Origin of the sequence: Delftia sp. WSY_10 (assembly GCF_043104705.1) — a bacterium.
Classification (GTDB): Bacteria; Pseudomonadota; Gammaproteobacteria; order Burkholderiales; family Burkholderiaceae_C; genus Comamonas; species Comamonas tsuruhatensis.
In genome coordinates this window covers 260,104-281,560 of record NZ_JBICKY010000004.1, presented here as the reverse complement: position 1 = coordinate 281,560, position 21,457 = coordinate 260,104, and the positions used below count along the sequence as shown (strand labels likewise).

The following is a 21,457-nucleotide window of genomic DNA, read 5'->3' as shown; positions in this document are numbered from 1 at the left end:
ATGACCCAGCTTTCCTTTCCTTCCCGGCCAGGCCTGCAGACTTCTGCCCATCCCCTGCGCAGCCTGCCGGAACACTGGCGCACCTGGGCCGGCGAGTCGCGGCTGAACCGCGTCTGGCTGAACGAGTTGATCGTGGGCGATCTGCAGCCCATGCACCAGCAACTGGCCTTGTTGGCCGTTGCGCTGGACGAGGCCGTGCGCGTGCGCTATGCGGGCAGTGCACGCCCTGCCGTGGAAGAGGCCATACAGCAACTCGACCTGGCCGTGCTGGACCACCAGCACTTCCTCACCACGCTGGGGGCGGTATGGCACGCCCTCTACGAATTTCCCGCCTACCAGCGCCTGCTCAAGGGATTCAGGGAGGTCGTGCACGCCTGGCAGCAGTCCGTGCTGGTGGGCGATGCCCAGGAGCCCGAGCATTTCCGCCGCTGCGAGCGTCTGGGCTGGCGCCTGCTGGGAGATGCATGCCTGTTGATAGACATGTTTGCGGAATCCGCCGCTGTGGCGGGCGGGTTCGATGCCGCCGCAATGCAGCCTTGGTACCGGACGCGTCGCTGGCGTCCCTGGAGCGCCCTGCGCCGAGCACTGCGCAGGCTGCGCGACTCCTTGCTGCGGCGTTGAGGCGGGCCTGCCGCGATGCGCGGAAGCGTCATTTTCTGGAGTTTGCACGTTTTCAAAGGTGAATGCAAGAAAACTGCATGCCATCGTATTTTTATCCGTGTTGACAAAATATTTTTGCGTTGAACGGTTAGAAAAGCAGTTTAAGTGCGTGAAGGATTTTGAGGTTTCTCTCTGTGGCACTGTGAAGTGCGCCCCCCGTGCTGCCATGGCCATGTTGCACTGCGAAAAATGACTGTGCTACATTCAGTTCCCATGCAAGCCCGTACCTCCTTCTACTTTTACTTTTGGTTCTCCTCCCCGGCGGAAGAGAGGTAAGCGCGCGCACCCGAACAAACCTCCCTCAGAACCGCCGAAGCTGCAGAGCCCGGCGGTTTTTTGTTTTTCCCCTCCCGATTCTTCGCTCCGTTTTCCACGATCCATCTTTCCTCACGAAAGCAAGCAATGACTGCTCATCAAGCTTCCCTCGCCGATTCCTGGTATCGCGGCGGTTCCCAAAAGACTGGCCAAACCGACGACGCACGTATCAAGGACATCACCGTGTTGCCCCCTCCCGAGCACCTCATTCGCTTCTTCCCCATCCGCGGTACGGCCGTCGAAACCCTGATCGGCGATACCCGCCGCACCATCCACAACATCATGGCTGGCGAGGATGACCGCCTGCTGGTCATCGTCGGCCCCTGCTCCATCCACGATCCGGCGGCCGCCATCGAGTACGCGCGCCGCCTGGCGCCCATACGCGAGCAGTACAAGGACACGCTGGAGATCGTGATGCGCGTGTACTTCGAAAAGCCGCGCACCACCGTGGGCTGGAAGGGGCTGATCAACGATCCCTACCTGGACCAGAGCTACCGCATCGACGAGGGCCTGCGCATTGCGCGGCAACTGCTGATCGACATCAACCGCCTGGGCGTGCCGGCCGCCAGCGAGTTCCTGGACGTGATCTCTCCCCAGTACATCGCCGATCTGATCAGCTGGGGCGCCATCGGTGCGCGCACCACGGAAAGCCAGGTCCACCGTGAACTGGCCTCGGGCATCTCGGCGCCCATCGGCTTCAAGAACGGCACGGACGGCAACATCCGCATCGCCACCGACGCCATCCAGTCGGCCAGCCGTGGCCACCACTTCCTGTCGGTGCACAAGAATGGCCAGGTTGCCATCGTGAACACGGCGGGCAACCAGGATTGCCACGTCATCCTGCGCGGCGGCAAGACTCCCAACTACGACGCCGCCAACGTGGCCGCTGCCTGCGAGGACCTCGAAAAGGCGGGCCTGACGCCCACGCTGATGGTCGACTGCAGTCACGCCAACAGCTCCAAGCAGCATGAGCGCCAGAAGGACGTGGCCCGCGACATCGCCGGACAGATCAGCGGCGGCTCGCGCAGCGTGTTCGGCGTGATGATCGAAGGCCATCTCGTGGGCGGCGCCCAGAAGTTCACGCCCGGCAAGGACGAAGTGGCTGCCCTGACCTACGGCCAGAGCATTACCGACGCCTGCCTGGGCTGGGATGATTCCCTGGCCACGCTGGCCGAGCTGTCCGACGCCGTGCTGCAGCGCCGCGTCAAGCAGACCGAGGCGGCAGCAGCCTTGGTGGCTGCCTGAGGTGCAAAAGAAAACGGGGCGTCTGCGCCCCGTTTTTCGTGCCTGGCCGCTCCGTGGTCAGTGGGACGATGTGGCGTCCGGCGGAGTCAGACCGCACTGGTTCAGCGTGTCGTCTATGCCCTGCAGCAGGGCCAACAACTGGCGCTTGTCGAATTCCACGGGCTGGCTCCACTCATGTTCGGCCAGCGGATGAACGTGGCTCTGGCAGGGCAGCTGGCCGCCGGCCTCGATCACGGCACGCAGCCGGGGCAGGAAAACCCACTGCAGCCATTGCTGCAGCTTGAGCGTGTCGTACATGAAGGGCATGGTCGACGCCATGGCCTCGGGGCTTGGCGCCACGGCCGACCAGAGGCTCTGGCCGCGCAACTCATCTTCGAGCTGCTGCAGCTGGTCAAGCAGTTTCTGGTGTGTGGTGTCGGTCGTCATGCGATGCGGTTGATGAAGATTCGGGGTCCAATCTGCAGGCGATTGTACGTTTGCACCTTGAAGCGGGCGCCGTGCCGCCATGAAACACCTGCTGCTGGCAGTGCCAGCCCCAGGCTGCGGCGCTTGCGCCATGTCAGCTTGCCCGGGGTGTGGAAAAGGCGCTTGCGGTTAAGCTCGCGGTATGAGTAACGGCCCTGTCCGCGCGAGCAGGCACGGGGTTGTATCCAGTAATGACGAGAGGAGTTCCATGCGCAGCGAAGTGATTGTGGTGTTGGATGCCGGAAAAGAGTACCGCACGGACACCAACGGGCTCACCCCCATGAGTTCCGATGAAGGACGGCATTGGCTGGACCAGCAGTTCATCTCCATGGACTGCGAACCCCTGCGTGCCAGCGGCAAGGTACTGCTGGCCGACAAGCTGGTGGTGGTGGCGCGCGCGGCGCGTTCGCGTGCCGGGCTGTTCGACGACGAGCAGTGGCGCAACAGCTATGCCGTTGCAGCCCAGGCCGTGCTGTCCAAGCCGCTGATCCGTGTCGACGTGCCCGCCATGTCCATCAGCTACTGACGGCTGACAGGCGAAGGCACATGAAAGAAGCCCGGGCATGTCCCGGGCTTCTTTCATTGGGGTGGGGCCTGCTTGCGCTTTGTTCAGCCTGCGGCCTGCAGGGCGGCCAGCAGCTTGAGGTGTATGCCGCCGAAGCCGCCGTTGCTCATGCACACCACATGGTCGCCCGGCCGGGCGGCTGCGAGGATCTGTCCGATCAGCGTGTCCATGTCGCCTGCCACCTGCGCCTTGCGGCCAGGGCCCACGCCCAGGGGATGCAGCGCCTCGGCGGCGTCCCAGTCCAGGCCGGCCGTGTGGCAGAACACCAGATCGGCGCTTTCCAGGGACCAGGGCAGTTGCGACTTCATGGTGCCCAGCTTCATGGTGTTGCTGCGCGGCTCGAACACCGCAAGGATGCGTGCCTGGCTGCCGAGTTTGCGGCGCAGGCCGTCCAGCGTGGTGCGTATGGCCGTGGGGTGGTGGGCGAAGTCGTCGTAGACGGATATGCCGCCCGCCATGCCGCGCAGCTCCATGCGTCGCTTGACGTTCTGAAAGCGCGCCAGCGCCTCGCAGGCCTGTGCCGGCGTCACGCCCACGTGCTCGGCTGCCGCAATGGCGGCCAGCGCGTTGAGCTGGTTGTGTTCCCCGGTCAGCGCCCATTCCAGGCGGGCCACCTTGCGGCCACGGTGCAGCACGTCGAAGGCGCTCGGATCGCCCTCTGCGCTGAAGTCGCTGACCACCGCCCCGAAGCTGGAAACCTCGCTCCAGCAGCCCTGGTGCAGCACGCGGGTGATGCTTTCCTCGATGCCGTTGACAACAAGCCGGCCCGAGGCGGGGACGGTGCGCACCAGATGGTGGAACTGGCGTTCGATGGCACCGAGATCCTCGAAGATGTCGGCGTGATCGAACTCCAGGTTGTTGAGCACGGCCGTGCGCGGGCGGTAGTGCACGAACTTGCTGCGCTTGTCGAAGAAGGCCGTGTCGTATTCATCGGCCTCGATGACGAAGACGGGCTCCGCGCCGGTCGGGCCCTCGCCTGGCGTCGGGCGCCTGGATGCACCCAGGCGGGCCGAGACGCCGAAGTCCAGCGGCACGCCGCCGACCAGAAAGCCCGGGGCCAGGCCTGCGCATTCGAGAATCCAGGCCAGCATCGACGTCGTGGTCGTCTTGCCATGCGTGCCGGCCACGGCCAGCACATGGCGCGGGCAGGACGGATGGTGCAGCACATGTTCGCAAAGCCATTGCGGCCCGCTGGTGTAGGGAGCGCCGCTTTCGAGGATTGCCTCCATCAGCGGGAACTTGGGGCTGCCGTCGGGCAGGCGCGCGCGGCTGACCACGTTGCCTACGACATACATGTCGGGTTGCAGGGTCATCTGGTCGGCGCCGTAGCCCTCGATCAGCTCGATGCCCAGTGCACGCAGCTGATCGCTCATCGGCGGGTAGACGCCGGCGTCGCAGCCTGTGACGCGGTGCCCAGCCTCGCGCGCCAGCGCGGCCAGTCCGCCCATGAAGGTGCCGCAGATGCCCAGAATATGTATGTGCATGGCCGGGCATTCTACGGTTGCCGCCATGTCCGGGATGGCTGGCCTGCAAAAACAGGAGCTTGCGGCCCAGCAGGCACCGGGTCCCGGAAACACAAGGTTGCGAAATCGCCGGTGCAAGGCGCTGGCAGGAACATGCAAAGCCCGTCAGCGGCCGGCGTTGCCGCGGCTTGGGTCACAATGGCCCGGGGCCATCCGCAGGGAAGGCCTCTTATATATATGTAGGGATACAGCGGATCGTAAAGCCATGGACCAAGCCACTGCCGAAATTGCCCAGACTGCGGCCCGCCTCGTGGTCGAGGAAGGTCTGGAATGGGGGCCTGCCAAGCACCGCGCTGTGCGCCAGCTGGGACTGCCCTCGCGCACTGCGCTGCCGGGCAATGACCTGGTGGAAGAGGCTGTGCGCGAATACATCGCCCTGTTCTGCGCCGACACCCAGCCCCAGGAACTGCAGGCCCTGCGCGAGCTGGCTCTGCAATGGATGGATCGCCTGGCCGAGTTCCGTCCCCACCTGGCCGGCGCCGTCTGGCGCGGCACGGCCACGCGCCTGTCCGATATTTATCTGCAACTGTTTTGCGACGACCCCAAATCGGCAGAGATCGCACTGATCAACCAGCATGTGAACTACGAACCCAGCACCGTGACGGGATTCACTGGCCAGAGCGTGGAGGCGCTGAGCATCCATGCCTTCTGCCGCCCGCTGAACGAGGATGTGGGTGTGCACCTGCTGGTCCATGATCTTGACGATCTGCGCGGCGCGCTCAAGCCCGATGGACAGGGGCGCAGCCCGCGTGGCAGCGCAGAGGCATTGCGCAAGCTGTTGAACCAGGACGAAGGGGAGGCCGACCGTGGCTGATTCCGTGGATGCAGGTCAAAACACATCTTCCCGCCGCCGCTGGCTGATGGGCGGCGTTGCCGCCGCTGCGGGACTGGGTGGCGCCGGATTGGCCTGGTGGCGATTTCAGCCCCATGCCATGGAGTCCAGCGCCGAAGAGCAGCTGTGGCAGCAGCGTTTCATCACGCCGGATGGCTCGGCCATGACGCTGTCGCGCTGGCGTGGCAAGCCGGTGCTGGTCAATTTCTGGGCCACCTGGTGCCCGCCGTGCGTGCGCGAACTGCCCATGCTGGATGCCTTCTCGGCACGCCAAGACCAGCATGGCATTCAGGTCATTGGCCTGGCCGTGGACAAGCCCGAGGCAGTGCAGCGCTTTCTGGGCCGCACACCCCTGCGTTTCCCCGTGGCGCTGGCGGTGGAAGGCGGTCTGGGCCTGACCCGCTCGCTCGGCAATCTGCAGGGCGGACTGCCCTTCACCGTGCTGCTCGGCGAGGATGGCCTAGTGCGGCAACGTAAAATAGGTGAGCTTACTACCGAAGATCTGGCTTCCTGGAGCGCAAAAGGCTGATTTCCGCAGCGACCGAGCCTGTGCAGGCTCAGGAAATCCCCCGAATTCCATGGCGACGTTGATGAAAAATATGCCTCAAAGCACGCAGAAGGGCGAAATTGGAGTAAATTCGCGCCCTATTTAGTTGTTAGCCGCTGGAGCTCCCATGGATTTGCGAAAACTCAAGACCCTCATTGATCTGGTGTCCGAATCGAACGTGTCGGAACTGGAGATCACCGAAGCAGAGGGCAAGGTCCGGATCGTCAAGAGCGAAGGCGCCGTGGTGCAGCACTACGTGGCTGCGCCCATGCAGGCTCCGATGGCTGCGCCCGTGGCAGCACCTGTGGCCGCTCCCGCAGCAGCGCCCGTGGCAGCCCCTGCCGAGGCAGCCGTCGCGGGACATGTGGTGAAGTCGCCCATGGTCGGCACCTTCTACCGCGCATCCAGCCCTGGCGGCAAGCCTTTCGTGGAAGTGGGCAACCAGGTCAAGGAAGGCGAGACCATCTGCATCATCGAAGCGATGAAGATTCTCAACGAGATCGAGGCCGACAAGAGCGGCACCATTACCCGCATCCTGGGTGAAAACGGCCAGGCCGTCGAGTACGGCCAGCCCCTGTTCGTGATCGAGTAACCTGCAGGCGAGCGATGCCGCAAGCGGCACGACGCCCTGGCGCGAACGCATGCCGCGGCGCGACAGAGCAATTGGCTCAACTGACGGCTTCGGCCTGCGTACCGCCGCAGGCACCAAGCCGCGAGGACCTTCATGTTTAAGAAAATTTTGGTTGCCAACCGGGGCGAGATCGCCCTGCGCATCCAGCGCGCCTGCCGTGAACTGGGCATCAAGGCGGTGATGGTGTATTCCGAGGCCGACCGTGACGCAAAGTACGTCAAGCTGGCCGACGAGGCCGTGTGCATCGGCCCCGCTCCTTCGCCGCTGAGCTACCTCAACATGCCGGCCATCATCTCGGCCGCCGAGGTGACCGACGCCGAGGCGATCCACCCTGGCTACGGCTTTCTCAGCGAGAACGCCGACTTTGCCGAGCGCGTGGAAAAGAGCGGCTTCACCTTCATCGGCCCCACGCCCGACAACATCCGCACCATGGGTGACAAGGTCTCGGCCAAGCAGGCCATGATCAAGGCGGGCGTGCCCTGCGTGCCGGGCTCGGACGGCGAACTGCCCGACGATCCGGTGCAGATCCGCCGCATCGCCAAGGCCGTGGGCTATCCGGTGATCATCAAGGCCGCAGGCGGCGGCGGTGGCCGTGGCATGCGCGTGGTGCATACCGAGGCGGCGCTGATCAATGCCGTGCAGATGACCAAGGCCGAGGCCGGTGCGGCCTTCGGCAATCCGGCCGTCTACATGGAGAAGTTCCTGCAGAACCCGCGCCATGTGGAAATCCAGATCCTGGCCGACAACCATCGCAATGCCGTCTACCTGGGCGAGCGCGACTGCTCCATGCAGCGCCGCCACCAGAAGGTCATCGAGGAAGCGCCGGCTCCCGGCATTCCCCGCCGCCTGGTCGAGAAGATCGGCGAGCGCTGCGCTGCAGCCTGCAAGAAGCTGGGCTACCGTGGCGCAGGCACCTTCGAGTTCCTCTACGAAAACGGCGAGTTCTACTTCATCGAGATGAACACGCGCGTGCAGGTGGAGCATCCGGTGACGGAACTGATCACGGGCGTGGACATCGTTCGCACCCAGATCATGGTGGCCGCAGGCGAGAAGCTGCCTTTCACCCAGCGCCAGATCAATGCCCAGCTCAAGGGCCATGCGATCGAATGCCGCGTGAATGCCGAGGACCCCTACAACTTCATGCCTTCGCCAGGCCGCATCACCATGTGGCATGCGCCCGGTGGCCCGGGCGTGCGCGTGGACTCGCACGTCTACAACAACTACTTCGTGCCGCCGAACTACGACTCCATGATCGGCAAGATCATCGTTCACGGCGACACGCGCGAGCAGGCGCTGGCACGCATGCGCACTGCGCTGCTGGAAACCGTGGTCGAAGGCATCAAGACCAACATCCCGCTGCACCAGGACCTGATGGTGGACGCCAAGTTCATGGAAGGCGGCACCAACATCCACTACCTGGAAGAGTGGCTGGCGCACCGCAACGCCAACAAGCGTTGAGCGGGTCACCCGATCGACCATGCATGCTGGCCCCCGGCGACGGCGGCCGGCATTTTTCATTGATTGCTTAGAAAAGGATGGGCCCATGTTCGAGTTGAGCCTGCTGTGCCCGGAAGACCGGGTCGAAACCATCAGCGATGCACTGGATGCGCTGGACGCCCTGAGCGTATCGGTCGAGGACGCCGACGCGCAGACCGAGGCCGAGCAGGCCCTGTTCGGCGAGCCCGGCATGCCGCCACCCAAGGACGGCTGGCAGCGCAGCCGCCTGGTGGCGCTGTTCCCCACGCAGCAAGCGGCCGAAGAGGCACGTGATCTGCTGCTGCCCCAGGACTTCTTCGAGGGCTGCAGCATCATCGCCGTCAAGCAGGTGCCCGAGCAGGACTGGGTGCGCCTGACGCAGTCGCAGTTCGCCCCCGTGGACATCACCCCCGAATTCTGGATTGTTCCCACCTGGCACGAACTGCCGCCGCAGGCGCGCGTGAGCATCCGCCTGGACCCGGGCCTGGCCTTCGGCACGGGTACGCACCCGACCACGCGCATGTGCCTGCGCTGGATCGCACGCCAGCCCGAGGGCAGCCTGGGGCGCACGCTGGACTACGGCTGCGGCTCCGGCATCCTGGCCATCGGTGCGGCCAAGTTCGGTGCCACCGACATCGACGCGGTGGACATCGACCCGGCTGCCGTGGAGTCCACGCGCTACAACGCCGATGCCAACGCCGTGCAGTTGAAGGCCGGCCTGCCCGATGCCGTGACGGGTGAATACCGCACCGTGCTGGCCAACATTCTGGCCACGCCGCTCAAGGTGCTGGCGCCGCTGCTGTGCGCCCGCGTGGCGGAGGGTGGAAGCCTGGTGCTGGCCGGCATCCTGGAGCGCCAGGCCGACGAACTCAAGCAGGCCTACGCGCCGTACCTGGCACTCGAAGTCGCCGACAGCGAAGATGGCTGGATCCTGATGACCGCGCGCCGCGCGGCCTGATTTGCGCCACGAGTCCCTGCGCGGCTGCCGCCTTCATGGCGCGTGCCGCGAGCAGCTGCCTACAATCGATCGCTGATGAGCCAAGTCACCCGCTGTCCTGCCTGTGGAACCCGCTTCAAAGTGGTGGCCGACCAGCTGCGAATTTCGCAGGGGTGGGTGCGCTGCGGCGTCTGCCATGAAGTGTTCGATGCCTCCGAGGATCTGCAGCCCCTGCCGGCCACGCCTGCGCATGCCGCCGGCAATCCCGTGGCGGGCGGGGCATCGCTCGATGGGCCGGAATTCGAGGACGATGACATCCGCGAATTCCGGGAGTCCATGTGGCTGCCGACGGCGCCCGTGGGGCTGCCTGGGCGGGGTGCTCCGGCACCGGCTGCAGCCACGGCAACTGCTGCAAGCACGGCGCCTGCTGCCAGGGTCGAGCCTTCGCCTGCCGTGCCGCCTGCCGAAGCTGCGGCTCCGCAGGCGCCCGCGTCCACGTCCACGGCGCCGCCTGCGCCGACCCCTTCGGCTTTTGGCGCCGACGATCCGGGCCGCGAGCTGCCTGGCGCGTCGCTGGTGGACGAGATCCTGGCGGCGTCCGTGGCTGCACCAGCGGCGCAGCCCCAGCCTGACGCGCGGCATGAGCCGGCGGTGGCGTCCCCGCCCGGCCTGGAGCCCGAACCCGAGCCTGAACCCCAGCCCGAGCCTGAACACAAGCCTGTTTCCGCGCCATCGCCGCACAAGGTGGATGGTGCCGTGCCGTCCCAGAAAGCCGATGCGCCTTCGCTGTCCGTCCCGACGGGCCTGGTCCGTGAATCGGAGCGGCAGGCGCAGGTATCCGTGCCTTCGCCGGAGTTCTCCCGCTGGCCCGACAGCGACGGCGAGGGTGGCAGCGACGACCAGCCTGCGCTGCCCGAGGCCGAGCCCGGCTTTGTGCGTCAGGCGCGGCGCAAGGCCTTCTGGCGCCGGCCTGCCGTACGCGTGGCCCTTGTGCTGGGCTGCCTGCTGGGCGCGGGCGCTTTGGCAGGCCAGGTGATGTGGGGCCAGCGCGATGCGCTGGCCGTGCAGCATCCTTCGCTGGCGCCCACGCTGCAGACCCTGTGCGCCATGGCGGGCTGCGAGCTGCAGCCGCGCCGACAGATCGGCGATGTGGTGATCGGCAGTTCGGGTTTTCGGCAGCTGCCGCGCAACGGCCAGTACCAATGGAGCCTGAGCCTGGAGAACCGCTCGGACTTCGCTGTGGCCATGCCGGCGGTCGAGCTCACGCTCACCGATGCGCAGGACAAGCTGCTGCTGCGGCGCGTGATCCGGCTCGACCAGTTCGGTGCCCCCGCGCAGATCGAGGGCCATGGCGAATGGAGCGTGACCGCCCCGGTCGAAGTGCAGGGCCTGGAGTCCGCCGTTGCCGGTTACCGCGCCCTGGTTTTTTATCCCTGATTCCCCTGACTCTTCAAGAAAGCCGAGACACACCATGGCCGCTCTCATCTGCGGATCGCTTGCGTTCGACAACATCATGACCTTCGACGGAAGGTTTGCCGACCAGATCCTGCCTGACCAGTTGCACATCCTCAATGTGTCCTTCCTGGTGCCCACGCTGCGCCGCGATTTCGGCGGGTGCGCGGGCAACATCGCCTATGCGCTGAGGCTGCTGGGGGGCGATGCCTGGCCCATGGCCATGGTGGGCAGTGACGGTGCCGACTATGTGCAGCGTCTGCAGGAGCTGGGCGTGCACACGGCGCACATCGGCCAGTTGCAGGACACGCACACGGCCCAGTGCATGATCATGACCGACCGCGACAACAACCAGATCACGGCCTTCCACCCGGGCGCCATGATGCAGGCCCACGGCAACCGCATCACGCCCGAACTCAGGGAGCAGGTGCGCGTGGGCATCATCGCTCCCGATGGCCGCGAGGCCATGATCGAGCATGCCCAGCAGTTCAAGGCTGCAGGCATTCCCTTCGTCTTCGATCCGGGCCAGGGCCTGCCCATGTTCGACGGGCAGGATCTGCGCCGCTTCATCGAGCAGGCCGACTGGGTGGCCGTGAACGACTATGAAGCCCGCATGCTCAGCGAGCGCACGGGCTGGAGCCTGGAGCAGATTTCAGGGCAGGTGCAGGGCCTGGTGGTGACGCTGGGCGCGCAAGGCTGCGAGGTCTGGGTGCAAGGCACCAAGACCCCGGTGGCGCCTGTGCAGCCCGCTGCCGTGGTCGACCCCACGGGCTGTGGCGACGCGTGGCGTGGCGCCCTGCTGTTCGGCCTGGAGCGTGGCTGGGATCTGGTGCGTTGTGCAGAACTGGGCAACCGCCTGGGTGCGCTCAAGATTGCCAGCCGCGGCCCGCAGAACTACGTGCTGGACTTCGCCAAGCCCTGATGCGGTGATCGCCGGGTGGCGGTACAGCCGCCATCGTCGCAATGAAAAAAGCCCGACTCGAAAGAGCCGGGCTTTTTGCTTTGAGACCGGAGAAGTCTCAGGGCTTGCTGCCTGTGGGGAAGGGCCATGCGGCTTGGGGTGCCAGGCGGGTTTGCGCGATGGGCGCGGGTGCGGCAGCGGGAGCTGCAGGCGCGGCAGCGGCGGGAGCTGCTGCGGCCTTCTTGGGAGCAGCGGCCTTCTTCGGCGCTGCAGCCTTCTTGGCGGGAGCGGCAGGAGCTGCTGCAGCCTTGGCGGGTGCTGCTGCGGGCTTGGCAGCCGGTGCAGCGGCGGGCTTCTTGGCCGCAGGAGCTGCAGCCTTCTTGGCGGGAGCTGCGGCCTTCTTGGCGGCAGGAGCAGCAGCCTTCTTGGCAGGCGCGGCAGCCTTCTTTGCAGCAGGAGCAGCAGCCTTCTTGGCGGGAGCAGCGGCCTTCTTGGCAGCAGGCGCAGCAGCCTTCTTGGCGGGAGCAGCGGCCTTCTTGGCAGCAGGAGCAGCAGCCTTCTTGGCGGGAGCTGCGGCCTTCTTTGCAGCAGGAGCAGCAGCCTTCTTGGCAGGAGCGGCGGCCTTCTTTGCAGCAGGCGCAGCAGCCTTCTTGGCAGGAGCGGCGGCCTTCTTGGCAGCAGGAGCAGCAGCCTTCTTGGCGGGAGCAGCGGCCTTCTTTGCAGCAGGAGCAGCAGCCTTCTTGGCGGGAGCAGCGGCCTTCTTTGCAGCAGGCGCAGCAGCCTTCTTGGCAGGAGCGGCGGCCTTCTTGGCAGCAGGAGCTGCAGCCTTCTTGGCGGGAGCAGCGGCCTTCTTCGCAGCAGGCGCAGCAGCCTTCTTGGCAGCAGGAGCAGCAGCCTTCTTGGCGGGAGCGGCAGCCTTCTTTGCAGCAGGAGCCGCAGCCTTCTTGGCGGGCGCTGCCTTGGCAGTGGCCGTGGCTTTCTTCACGGCTTCAGCCTTGGGGGCGGCCGCCTTTTTGGCGGTGGTCTTCTTGTCGGTGGGGGCCTTGGTAGAGGCCGTCTTCTTCGCAGTTGCCATCATCTTCTCCTTCGTTGATTTGCACAAAACACTTCGGGGTACGGGGCTCCGAAGCGATTCAATGCGATGTGGAGTGACGCATCGCAATGAACACGGAGACGCCCCACGCCGCAACACCATCGGTATTGCAAAAGCGTGAAGCGCGTCATGGTTCGCATTGTGCCTGCAGAGAAGCGATTAATCCCAGGAAAGTGCGCCTCCGGTTTGATACTCGATGACGCGTGTCTCAAAGAAGTTACGTTCCTTCTTCAAATCGATCATCTCGCTCATCCAGGGGAACGGGTTTTCCTCGTTCGGGAACAGGGCCTCCAGGCCGATCTGCGTGGCGCGGCGGTTGGCGATGTAGCGCAGGTAGCCCTTGAACATCGATGCGTTCATGCCCAGCACGCCGCGCGGCATGGTGTCCTCTGCGTAGCGGTATTCCAGCTCGACGGCCTTGACGAAAAGCGCCGTGATTTCTTCCTTGAATTCGGGTGTCCACAGCTGCGGATTTTCGAGCTTGAGCTGGTTGATCAGGTCGATGCCGAAGTTGCAGTGCATGGACTCGTCGCGCAGGATGTACTGGTACTGCTCGGCAGCGCCGGTCATCTTGTTCTGACGGCCCAGGGCCAGGATCTGCGTGAAGCCCACGTAGAAGAACAGGCCCTCCATCAGGCAGGCGAAAACGATGAGCGACTTCAGCAGCGTCTGGTCGGTCTCGAAGGTGCCGGTCTTGAAGCTGGGGTCCATGATCGCCTCGATGAAGGGGATCAGGAATTCGTCCTTGTCGCGGATGGAGGGAACCTCGAGATAGGCGTTGAAGATCTCGCCTTCATCCAGGCCCAGCGACTCCACGATGTACTGGTAGGCGTGGGTGTGGATGGCTTCCTCGAAGGCCTGGCGCAGCAGGAACTGGCGGCACTCGGGTGCGGTGATGTGGCGGTAGGTGCCCAGCACGATGTTGTTGGCAGCCAGCGAGTCGGCCGTCACGAAGAAGCCCAGGTTGCGCTTGACGATGCGGCGCTCGTCCTCGGTCAGGCCGTTGGGGTCCTTCCACAGGGCGATGTCGCGGTTCATGTTCACTTCCTGCGGCATCCAGTGGTTGGCGCAGGTGGCCAGGTACTTTTCCCAGGCCCACTTGTACTTGAAGGGCACCAGCTGGTTGACGTCGGTCTTGGCGTTGATGATTCGCTTGTCGGCGGCGTTGACGCGCTGGTGTGTGCCGGTGGCGGGGGCAGCTCCTGCGCCGGTCGGCGTGTTCGAGAGGGTGGCGTCGTCGTCAAAGGTCAGCATTTCAATTTTCTCCGGCATGCCCTGAGGCATATGTTCAGTTCATTCGGTGCGAAAGAGGCCTCTCTTTCTGCTCCGGTCAATGTAGGACCATGGGTGGCCTGGCATGTTGAGCAGGCCCAAGGTCCATGGCGAAGATCCTGCGCATGGCGCTGGCTGGCGGGCAGGGCGCGGGGCCTGCGCCGTGGCGAGGCCCCGCGCTGCGCGGCTTACTGGCAGGCTTCGCAGCCGGGATCGTCGATGGCGCAGAACTTGATGTCCGTCGCCGGGGCCTGGGCGCGTGCGGCGGCTGCCGCGGCTTCCAGGGCGCTGGAGGTGCTCACGGCAGCGGGCTGGGCGGCAGCCGTGGGCACTGCGTTGAGCACGCGGCTTTGCACCGTGGACTTCTCGATGTTGGTGGCGCTGGTGGTGCGCAGGTAGTAGGTGGTCTTCAGGCCACGCAGCCAGGCCAGCTTGTAGGTGTCGTCCAGCTTCTTGCCCGAGGCGCCGGCCATGTAGATGTTCAGGCTCTGGGCCTGGTCGATCCACTTCTGGCGGCGTGCAGCGGCCTCGACCAGCCAGGTGGGCTCGACCTCGAAGGCGGTGGCGTACAGGTTCTTGACGTCCTGGGGCACGCGGTCGATGGGGCGCAGCGAGCCGTCGAAATGCTTGAGATCCATGACCATCACGTCGTCCCACAGGCCCAGGCGCTTCAGGTCGCGCACCAGGTACTGGTTGATGACGGTGAACTCGCCGGACAGGTTGGACTTGACCGACAGGTTGCCGAACGAAGGCTCGATGGAGGCATCGACGCCGACGATGTTGGAGATGGTCGCCGTGGGCGCGATGGCCACGCAGTTGGAGTTGCGCATGCCGTGCTGGCCGATCTTGGCGCGCAGCGCATCCCAGTCCAGGCGCGAGGAACGGTCCACTTCCACGTAGCCGCCGCGGGCCTTCTCCAGCAGGTTCAGCGTGTCCAGCGGCAGGATGCCCTGGTCCCACAGCGAGCCCTTGTAGCTGGAGTACTGGCCGCGTTCCCTGGCCAGTTCGGTGGAGGCCCAGTAGGCGTAGTAGCAGATGGCTTCCATCGACTGGTCGGCGAACTCGACGGCCGCGTCGCTGGCGTAGGCGATGCGCATTTCATAGAGCGCATCCTGGAAGCCCATCAGGCCCAGGCCCACGGGGCGATGGCGCAGGTTGGAGTCCTTGGCCTTCTGCACGGCGTAGTAGTTGATGTCGATCACGTTGTCCAGCATGCGCATGGCCGTGGTGATGGTCTTGCGCAGCTTGCCGTGGTCGATGGCGCCGTTGGTGATGTGGCGCGCCAGGTTGACCGAGCCCAGGTTGCAGACGGCGGTCTCGGTGTCGCTGGTGTTCAGCGTGATCTCGGTGCACAGGTTGGACGAGTGCACCACGCCGGCGTGCTGCTGGGGCGAGCGCACGTTGCAGGGGTCCTTGAAGGTGACCCAGGGGTGGCCGGTCTCGAACAGCATGGACAGCATCTTGCGCCACAGGTCCACGGCCGGGATGCGCTTGAACAGCTTGAGCTCGCCGGTGTCGGCCTTGGTTTCGTAGGCCGTGTAGGCGCGCTCGAAGGCTGCGCCGAAGAGGTCGTGCAGGTCGCCGACATCGGAGGGCGAGAACAGGGTCCACTGGCCCTTTTCCATGACGCGCTTCATGAACAGGTCGGGAATCCAGTTCGCCGTGTTCATGTCGTGCGTGCGGCGGCGGTCGTCACCCGTGTTCTTGCGCAGCTCGAGGAATTCCTCGATGTCCAGGTGCCAGGTCTCCAGGTACGTGCAGACGGCGCCCTTGCGCTTGCCGCCCTGGTTCACGGCCACGGCCGTGTCGTTGACCACCTTGAGGAAGGGCACCACGCCCTGCGACTCGCCGTTCGTGCCCTTGATGCGCGAACCCAGGGCGCGCACGCGCGTCCAGTCATTGCCCAGGCCGCCGGCGAACTTGGACAGCAGGGCGTTTTCCTTGATCGACTCATAGATGCCGTCCAGATCGTCGGGCACCGTGGTCAGGTAGCACGAAGACAGCTGCGAGCGCAGCGTGCCGCTGTTGAACAGCGTGGGCGTGCTGCTCATGAAGTCGAAGGAAGACAGCAGTTCGTAGAACTCGATGGCGCGCGCGTTGCGGTCCTCTTCCTGCAGCGCCAGGCCCATGGCCACGCGCATGAAGAAGGACTGGGGCAGCTCGATGCGCGTCTTGCGCACGTGCAGGAAGTAGCGGTCGTACAGGGTCTGCAGGCCCAGGTAGTCGAACTGCTGGTCGCGTTCGGCCTTGAGGGCGGCAGCCAGGCGGGGCAGGTCGTAGTTCAGCAGCTCGGGGTTGAGCAGCTCGTTGTCCACGCCCTTCTGGATGAAGCCGGGGAAGTAGGCGGCGTAGGCCGACTGGATGTCGGCAGGCTGCACGTCATGGCCCATGACCTCGCGCACGATGGTGTGCAGCAGCAGGCGGGCGGTGACGTAGGTGTAGTCGGGGTCCTTTTCGATCAGCGTGCGCGCGGCCAGGATGGAGGCCTTGAAGACTTCTTCGATCGGCACGCCGTCGTACAGGTTGCGCAGCGTCTCGGCAACGATGGGCGCGGCCTGGATGTCGGCATTGAGGTTGCGGCAGGAGGCCTCGATCAGGGCCAGCAGGCGGGCCTGGTCCAGCGGAACGCGCTGGCCGTTGTCGGTCACATGCAGCACGGGGGCGGGCGCGGCCGCAGCGGCGGCAGCGGCCTCGGCGGCCTTCTTCTGCTCGGCACGCTCCTGGTTGCGGCGGTCGCGGTACAGCACGTAGGCGCGCGCCACGTCGTGGTGGCCGCCGCGCATCAGGCCCAGCTCGACCTGGTCCTGCACGTCTTCAATATGGAAGGTGCCGCCGCCCGGACGCGAGCGCAGCAGGGCGCGCACCACGGCCTGGGTGAGCTCGTCCACGGTCTCGCGCACGCTGGCGGAGGCAGCGCCCTGGGCGCCGCGCACGGCCAGGAAGGCCTTGGTCAGCGCGACGGCGATCTTTTGCGGGGTGAAGGGCACCACGTCGCCGCTGCGGCGGATGATCTGGTAGCCGTCCTGCACGGACAGGTGATGGGCGGAGGAAGGATTGGCAGCATCACCGTGCGCAGCGGGAGCCAAAGAATTCAGTGCTTCTTGCATGAGTTTCCTCAACGGGTGTTTGTGGATAGAACGGACGCGGACCTGCACTGGGGGCAGGCTTGCTGGGAGATGGAATCGATGGCCGGATGTGCACACCGTTTTCACAGGGTGTGCACAGCTTGTGAACACTAGATATGGTGTCCGGCGTGCTCTCAGGCACTACCTGTAGTGTATCGCCGTCTCATGTACACGGGGTACTCACGGCCGGAAAACCGCTGTTTGCGCTGCGCCAAAACAGTGCCCAGCATGCAAGCCCATAGCAGCAGATCACCGCTGCGCGGTGGCTGGCGGGCGATGGCCTGTCGCAAGCCGCTACAGCCTTGCCGCTGCGCCGGTCGGACCGCCGAAAGCCCCATGAACAGTGGGGCTGCGACACATGCGTGAATTTGTAAAAAAAGATCAGGCCGGCCCGGCGTGCGCCTGCGCGCCACATGGGTTGCTTTCTGGATTGACAGCGCACTTTTCCTGGGCCTGTGGACAAGCCGGCCTGCGTGCAAGGCCTGGCGCAGTCCGGCAGGAGGGTGTGTGCTTACGTGGAGGGCTGGCCGGCGCGGGGCGGCAGCTGCCAGTTCGCCGTGGCCTGGTGACGGGACAGCAGCCCGCGCAGCCGGGGCCAGTCGAAGCCGGGGCCGGGATCGCGTTTGCGGCCGGGCGCAATGTGCTCATGGCCTGCGAGATGGGCGACGGGGTAGCGTGCGGCGATGGCTTCGCACAGGTTCTCCAGGGCCGCATATTGCGCCGGCTCGAACGGCAGTCCCTCCAGGCCCTCCAGCTCTATGCCGATGGAGTCGTCGTTGCAGCGGTCCTTGCCGCGCCAGCTGGAGGCGCCCGCATGCCAGGCGCGCGCGTCACAGTCCACAAATTGCCAGACCTCGCCCAGGCGCGTGACGAAGAAATGGGCCGACACCTCCAGGCCGCGTATGCCCTGGTAGTAAGGATGGGCGTCCCAGTCGAGCTGGTTGGTGAACAGTTGCTGGACCGCCCCCGTGCCGTACTCGCCGGGGGGCAGGCTGATGGAGTGCACGACGACCAGATCGACCAGGGCCTGGGCCGGGCGCTCGCCGAAGTTGGGCGAGGGCAGGTGGCGTGCCTGTTGCAGCCAGCCGCCTTGCCAGGTCCAGGCCGGGCCCATGGTCGTGGTGGCTGGTGCCTGCGGATCAGGCTTCGCCATGGCCGCCTCCGTCCGCCTCGGCGCTGGCGTCGCCGGGCAGGGCGATGTTCAGCCGGTCGATGCGGTAGCGGATCTGGCGCAGGCTCAGCCCCAGGCGCGCGGCCGTGGCCGTGCGGTTGAAGCCGTTTTCCTGCAGCGCCTGCACCAGGATGCCGCGCTCGCGCTCGTCCAGCCAGGCCTGCAGGTCGCGGGGCAGCTCCATGTCGGCAGGCTCCGGCGGCGGTGCGGCGCCGTCGTGCGCCTGGGTCTGCGTCGATGCGGGTGGAGCCGGCGGAGTGCCGCAGGGCAGCTGCATCTCGGGGTCTATGCGCAGCGGCCCTTCCTCGCCCAGCGTGATGGCGCGGTGCAGCAGGTTCTCCAGTTCACGCACATTGCCGGGCAGGGGCAGGCGGGCGATCTGCTCCAGGGAACGCTCGTCGATCTCGGGCATGGGCAGGCCCGACTCCTGCGACAGCCGTGCCAGCAATGCACGGCACAGCGCGGGCAGGTCCTCGCGGCGCTCGCGCAGCGGCGGAAGAAGTACTTCGATGACGTTGAGGCGGTAGTACAGGTCCTGGCGAAAACGTCCTGCCTGCACGTCGGCGGCCAGGTCGCGGTGGGTGGCGCTGACGATGCGCACGTCGGCCGCTTCCTCCTGCGCCGAGCCCAGGGGGCGCACGCGGCGTTCCTGGATGGCGCGCAACAGCTTGGCCTGCATGGGCAGCGGCAGGTCGCCGATTTCGTCGAGGAACAGGGTGCCGCCGCGTGCCGCCTGGAAATAGCCGTCGCGGTCCTGGGTGGCTCCGGTATAGGAGCCCTTGCGGGCGCCGAAGAACTCGGCCTCCAGCAGGTTTTCGGGAATGGCGCCGCAGTTCACGGCCACCATGGGGCCGTGGGCGCGCTGGCTGCAGGCGTGCAGGGCGCGCGCCACCAGCTCCTTGCCCGTGCCCGACTCGCCGTGCACCAGCACCGGCGCCATGCCGCGCGCCACCTTGGCAATGCGCTGCTTGACGGCCTGCATGGCGGGCGACTCCCCAACCATGGCGTCGAGCGCCCCGCCGCCGCTGAGCACGGGGCTTGCGGCCGACGCCGCCGAGGGGCTGCGCGCCGGCATCACGCCGGGGGGCGGCACGCCGCCCACGCCCTGGGCGGCCGAGGCCACGACCAGGCGGAACTGCTTGAGGTCCACGGGCTTGGTCAGATAGTCGAAGGCGCCCGAGCGCAGGGCTTCGACGGCATTTTCGGCCGAGCCGTAGGCGGTCATGACCACGCAGCGTTCTCGCCGTTGCTGGTTGCGCAGGTCCTGCAGCAGCTCCATTCCCATGCCGTCGGGCAGGCGCATGTCGGTGATGACCACGTCGAAGCGCTGGGTCTGCAGCTGTTCGCGCGCCTCGCCCACGCTGGCGGCGGTTTCCACGCGGTAGCCTTCGCGCAGCAGGGTCAGTTCATAGAGGGTGCGCAGATCCGGCTCGTCGTCCACGACAAGAATCGATGCGGCAGCGGGCAGGGAGTTCAAGGGCATCACACCACAATCTGGTCAAACAGGGAGGCCGGCAGAGCCGATGCGGCGCCGGCGCGGAACACGATGCTGAAGGCATTGCCCTCGACAGGGCCGTGCGGCGCGGGCCGCGACAGCCGCTGGTAGCTGATGCCTGCATCGTAGCGCTGGCACAGCTCGCGGCAGATGTACAGGCCCAGGCCGCTGGAGCGGCTTTCCGACGAGAAGAAGGGCTCGAACAGATGGCGCTGCACCGTGGGCTCCAGTGCGGCGCCGTCGCTCCAGACCTGCAGCCAGATCTGGCCTGCGGCCGGCGCGCCGGTCAGCACCTGCAGCGTATGCGGCTGCTGGGCGTTGCTGCGGTAGCGCTGGGCGTTGTCCAGCAGGTTCACCAGGATGCGGCGCAGGTGCTCGCCGTCGAACACCACGGTCCTTGCGCGCGCGTCCAGCAGCAGCTGGACGCTGCGCGCAGGCTGGCCCTGGGCCTGCCACTCCTGGCAGGCCTGGGCCACATGCTGGTCCAGGTCCAGCAGGCCGGCGTGGGCCTCGCCAATGTGCTGCTGGGCCCGCGCGATGTTGAGCACGTCCTCGACGGTGCGCGCCAGCCGCTCGGCGTTCTGGCCCACGATGCGGCACAGCTGCTGCTGGGCCGGGTTCTGCGCCAGATCTTCTGCCAGCAGGGCGTTGGCCTGGGTGATGGCGGCCAGCGGATTGCGGATCTCATGGGCCACGGCGGCGGACATGCGGCCCATGGAGGCCAGCTTTTCCGTGCGCAGCCGCGCCTCCATTTCGCGCAGGTCGTGCAGAAAGACCACGCACAGCTGCTGCAGCAGCGCGGGCTCGGCGGCATCGGTGGCGTCGGACGGGGTGGCGACCTCGGTCAGCCAGGTGCGCAGATGCAGTCCCGTCATGCCTTCCTGGCCGATGGACTGCAGATGGATGGCGGCCGATATCGGCAGGTTCTGGGCAAAGCTCTGGGCCACGGCATCCTGCAGCCGCTGCCAGCCGGCGTGCTCCTTGAGGGCGAAGGGCAGGGCATGCGCGTCGGCCAGTCCCAGCAGGTGCAGCGCGGCCGGGTTGGCCTGCTGCACGCGGAATTGGGGATCAACCACCAGCACGCCTTCGCCCAGGTGGCGGATCACCAGGGCATTGACCTGCTCCTGGGCCTGGGCCTTGCGGCTGCTGTGCTGTGCCAGGTGCCGCTCGCGCCGCACGCGGCGCGCCAGCTCGTGCGTCAGATAGGCCACGGCGAAATAGCCTGCGCAGGCAAAGCTGGCCTGGTAGTAGGCCTGGGTACTTTCTATGCGGCCCGCTAGGTCCTGCCATGCGACCCAGCCCAGGGTCAGCAGCGTGACGCTGGCCGTGGTGGCCAGCGCCAGCGTCAGATTGCCCAGCACGGCCGAAATCAGGATGGGGATGGCCAGCAGGGCCGAGTAGTTGAGCGGGCCTGTCTGCAACACCTGCAGCAGGCAGATGGCCGCGATGTCCACGCCGATCACGGGCAGCCAGTGCACGCCGGCGCGGGCAGAGGGCGGCTGCTCGCGTGCGGTCAGCCGCACCAGCAGCGTCAGCCCCAGGTAGCCCAGGCAGACCAGCCAGACCAGGGGATTGCCGCCGGGCTGCACGCTGAGCAGCGCCAGCTGCAGCAGCAGCAGCGCGGTGGCGATGAGAACGCGGCCCGTCAGAAATCCCTGCCACAGCCGGACGAAGGGGGCGTTGGCGTCGTGCGGCGACTGCGCCGTGGCCTCGTCGATGGTGGGCGGCGGGGAGCGGGCGGCGTCCTGCATG

General features: G+C 66.2%; 18 protein-coding genes. 10 read left to right on the top strand and 8 right to left on the bottom strand.

Features of this window, described 5'->3' with window-relative positions:
* Positions 1-621 (top strand): hypothetical protein, encoded by a 621-nt coding sequence (locus tag ACF8ML_RS01500; protein ID WP_016448015.1) that lies wholly within the window; start codon positions 1-3, stop codon positions 619-621.
* Between the two features lie 441 nt (positions 622-1,062).
* Positions 1,063-2,220 carry a 3-deoxy-7-phosphoheptulonate synthase gene (locus ACF8ML_RS01495; RefSeq protein ID WP_016453139.1) on the top strand — a complete coding sequence of 386 codons (1,158 nt, stop codon included), beginning with the start codon at positions 1,063-1,065 and terminating at the stop codon, positions 2,218-2,220.
* A gap of 57 nt (positions 2,221-2,277) precedes the next feature.
* Here the strand turns inward: ACF8ML_RS01495 and ACF8ML_RS01490 are convergent, their stop codons facing one another.
* Complete coding sequence (locus ACF8ML_RS01490; RefSeq protein ID WP_016453140.1) at positions 2,278-2,646, bottom strand: YqcC family protein; 369 nt, start codon at positions 2,644-2,646, stop codon at positions 2,278-2,280.
* Between the two features lie 247 nt (positions 2,647-2,893).
* On the opposite strand from ACF8ML_RS01490, the gene ACF8ML_RS01485 reads away from it, so the two are divergent.
* On the top strand, positions 2,894-3,211 hold the full coding sequence (locus ACF8ML_RS01485; protein ID WP_016448012.1) for a hypothetical protein: 318 nt from the start codon (positions 2,894-2,896) through the stop codon (positions 3,209-3,211).
* Positions 3,212-3,294: 83 nt separating this feature from the next.
* Here the strand turns inward: ACF8ML_RS01485 and mpl are convergent, their stop codons facing one another.
* Entirely contained in the window at positions 3,295-4,734 is a 1,440-nt protein-coding gene (gene mpl / locus ACF8ML_RS01480; protein ID WP_374006094.1) for a UDP-N-acetylmuramate:L-alanyl-gamma-D-glutamyl-meso-diaminopimelate ligase, read from the bottom strand.
* Positions 4,735-4,978: 244 nt separating this feature from the next.
* Here mpl and ACF8ML_RS01475 point away from each other — a divergent pair, with 244 nt between their 5' ends.
* The 7 genes from ACF8ML_RS01475 (at position 4,979) to ACF8ML_RS01445 (ending at position 11,570) form a co-directional block, all read left to right on the top strand.
* The gene (locus tag ACF8ML_RS01475; protein WP_016448010.1) at positions 4,979-5,587 is read left to right on the top strand and encodes a hypothetical protein; all 609 of its coding nucleotides are present in this window, start codon (positions 4,979-4,981) and stop codon (positions 5,585-5,587) included.
* A 46-nt stretch (positions 5,588-5,633) separates the two neighbouring features.
* Positions 5,634-6,134, top strand: coding sequence for a TlpA disulfide reductase family protein (locus tag ACF8ML_RS01470; RefSeq protein ID WP_016448009.1), 501 nt, complete (start codon positions 5,634-5,636; stop codon positions 6,132-6,134).
* A 145-nt stretch (positions 6,135-6,279) separates the two neighbouring features.
* A complete protein-coding gene (gene accB / locus ACF8ML_RS01465; protein ID WP_016448008.1) occupies positions 6,280-6,744 on the top strand; it encodes an acetyl-CoA carboxylase biotin carboxyl carrier protein in 465 nt (154 codons plus the stop codon).
* A gap of 132 nt (positions 6,745-6,876) precedes the next feature.
* Positions 6,877-8,241 (top strand): acetyl-CoA carboxylase biotin carboxylase subunit, encoded by a 1,365-nt coding sequence (gene accC / locus ACF8ML_RS01460; RefSeq protein WP_016448007.1) that lies wholly within the window; start codon positions 6,877-6,879, stop codon positions 8,239-8,241.
* An 85-nt stretch (positions 8,242-8,326) separates the two neighbouring features.
* On the top strand, positions 8,327-9,217 hold the full coding sequence (prmA, locus tag ACF8ML_RS01455) for a 50S ribosomal protein L11 methyltransferase (protein ID WP_017404628.1): 891 nt from the start codon (positions 8,327-8,329) through the stop codon (positions 9,215-9,217).
* Between the two features lie 75 nt (positions 9,218-9,292).
* Positions 9,293-10,633, top strand: coding sequence for a zinc-ribbon and DUF3426 domain-containing protein (locus tag ACF8ML_RS01450; RefSeq protein WP_392405993.1), 1,341 nt, complete (start codon positions 9,293-9,295; stop codon positions 10,631-10,633).
* Between the two features lie 34 nt (positions 10,634-10,667).
* Positions 10,668-11,570, top strand: a complete 903-nt coding sequence (locus ACF8ML_RS01445; protein ID WP_016448004.1) for a carbohydrate kinase family protein — start codon at positions 10,668-10,670, stop codon at positions 11,568-11,570.
* 97 nt (positions 11,571-11,667) lie between these two features.
* Here the strand turns inward: ACF8ML_RS01445 and ACF8ML_RS01440 are convergent, their stop codons facing one another.
* The 6 genes from ACF8ML_RS01440 to ACF8ML_RS01415 all read right to left on the bottom strand — a co-directional run bounded on the left by ACF8ML_RS01440 (position 11,668) and on the right by ACF8ML_RS01415 (position 21,456).
* Complete coding sequence (locus ACF8ML_RS01440) at positions 11,668-12,624, bottom strand: hypothetical protein (RefSeq protein ID WP_070080660.1); 957 nt, start codon at positions 12,622-12,624, stop codon at positions 11,668-11,670.
* Between the two features lie 177 nt (positions 12,625-12,801).
* Positions 12,802-13,896, bottom strand: coding sequence for a ribonucleotide-diphosphate reductase subunit beta (locus ACF8ML_RS01435; RefSeq protein ID WP_016448002.1), 1,095 nt, complete (start codon positions 13,894-13,896; stop codon positions 12,802-12,804).
* Positions 13,897-14,102: 206 nt separating this feature from the next.
* Complete coding sequence (locus ACF8ML_RS01430; RefSeq protein ID WP_016448001.1) at positions 14,103-17,021, bottom strand: ribonucleoside-diphosphate reductase subunit alpha; 2,919 nt, start codon at positions 17,019-17,021, stop codon at positions 14,103-14,105.
* A 529-nt stretch (positions 17,022-17,550) separates the two neighbouring features.
* On the bottom strand, positions 17,551-18,192 hold the full coding sequence (ampD, locus tag ACF8ML_RS01425; RefSeq protein ID WP_016448000.1) for a 1,6-anhydro-N-acetylmuramyl-L-alanine amidase AmpD: 642 nt from the start codon (positions 18,190-18,192) through the stop codon (positions 17,551-17,553).
* Positions 18,179-19,693, bottom strand: coding sequence for a sigma-54 dependent transcriptional regulator (locus ACF8ML_RS01420; RefSeq protein ID WP_017407447.1), 1,515 nt, complete (start codon positions 19,691-19,693; stop codon positions 18,179-18,181). The genes ampD and ACF8ML_RS01420 overlap by 14 nt, the downstream gene beginning before the upstream one ends.
* Complete coding sequence (locus ACF8ML_RS01415; RefSeq protein ID WP_392405990.1) at positions 19,693-21,456, bottom strand: sensor histidine kinase; 1,764 nt, start codon at positions 21,454-21,456, stop codon at positions 19,693-19,695. Before ACF8ML_RS01415 ends, ACF8ML_RS01420 begins: the two co-directional genes overlap by 1 nt.
* Position 21,457 lies beyond the last annotated feature (1 nt).

What these genes read in the sequence shown, in the direction of transcription:
- ACF8ML_RS01500 (WP_016448015.1), top strand. Translation starts at nt 1, where the DNA reads ATGACCCAGCTTTCCTTTCCTTCCCGGCCAGGCCTGCAGACTTCTGCC.
- ACF8ML_RS01495 (WP_016453139.1), top strand. Translation starts at nt 1,063, where the DNA reads ATGACTGCTCATCAAGCTTCCCTCGCCGATTCCTGGTATCGCGGCGGT.
- ACF8ML_RS01490 (WP_016453140.1), bottom strand. Translation starts at nt 2,646, where the DNA reads ATGACGACCGACACCACACACCAGAAACTGCTTGACCAGCTGCAGCAG.
- ACF8ML_RS01485 (WP_016448012.1), top strand. Translation starts at nt 2,894, where the DNA reads ATGCGCAGCGAAGTGATTGTGGTGTTGGATGCCGGAAAAGAGTACCGC.
- mpl (WP_374006094.1), bottom strand. Translation starts at nt 4,734, where the DNA reads ATGCACATACATATTCTGGGCATCTGCGGCACCTTCATGGGCGGACTG.
- ACF8ML_RS01475 (WP_016448010.1), top strand. Translation starts at nt 4,979, where the DNA reads ATGGACCAAGCCACTGCCGAAATTGCCCAGACTGCGGCCCGCCTCGTG.
- ACF8ML_RS01470 (WP_016448009.1), top strand. Translation starts at nt 5,634, where the DNA reads ATGGGCGGCGTTGCCGCCGCTGCGGGACTGGGTGGCGCCGGATTGGCC.
- accB (WP_016448008.1), top strand. Translation starts at nt 6,280, where the DNA reads ATGGATTTGCGAAAACTCAAGACCCTCATTGATCTGGTGTCCGAATCG.
- accC (WP_016448007.1), top strand. Translation starts at nt 6,877, where the DNA reads ATGTTTAAGAAAATTTTGGTTGCCAACCGGGGCGAGATCGCCCTGCGC.
- prmA (WP_017404628.1), top strand. Translation starts at nt 8,327, where the DNA reads ATGTTCGAGTTGAGCCTGCTGTGCCCGGAAGACCGGGTCGAAACCATC.
- ACF8ML_RS01450 (WP_392405993.1), top strand. Translation starts at nt 9,293, where the DNA reads ATGAGCCAAGTCACCCGCTGTCCTGCCTGTGGAACCCGCTTCAAAGTG.
- ACF8ML_RS01445 (WP_016448004.1), top strand. Translation starts at nt 10,668, where the DNA reads ATGGCCGCTCTCATCTGCGGATCGCTTGCGTTCGACAACATCATGACC.
- ACF8ML_RS01440 (WP_070080660.1), bottom strand. Translation starts at nt 12,624, where the DNA reads ATGGCAACTGCGAAGAAGACGGCCTCTACCAAGGCCCCCACCGACAAG.
- ACF8ML_RS01435 (WP_016448002.1), bottom strand. Translation starts at nt 13,896, where the DNA reads ATGCTGACCTTTGACGACGACGCCACCCTCTCGAACACGCCGACCGGC.
- ACF8ML_RS01430 (WP_016448001.1), bottom strand. Translation starts at nt 17,021, where the DNA reads ATGCAAGAAGCACTGAATTCTTTGGCTCCCGCTGCGCACGGTGATGCT.
- ampD (WP_016448000.1), bottom strand. Translation starts at nt 18,192, where the DNA reads ATGGCGAAGCCTGATCCGCAGGCACCAGCCACCACGACCATGGGCCCG.
- ACF8ML_RS01420 (WP_017407447.1), bottom strand. Translation starts at nt 19,693, where the DNA reads ATGCCCTTGAACTCCCTGCCCGCTGCCGCATCGATTCTTGTCGTGGAC.
- ACF8ML_RS01415 (WP_392405990.1), bottom strand. Translation starts at nt 21,456, where the DNA reads ATGCAGGACGCCGCCCGCTCCCCGCCGCCCACCATCGACGAGGCCACG.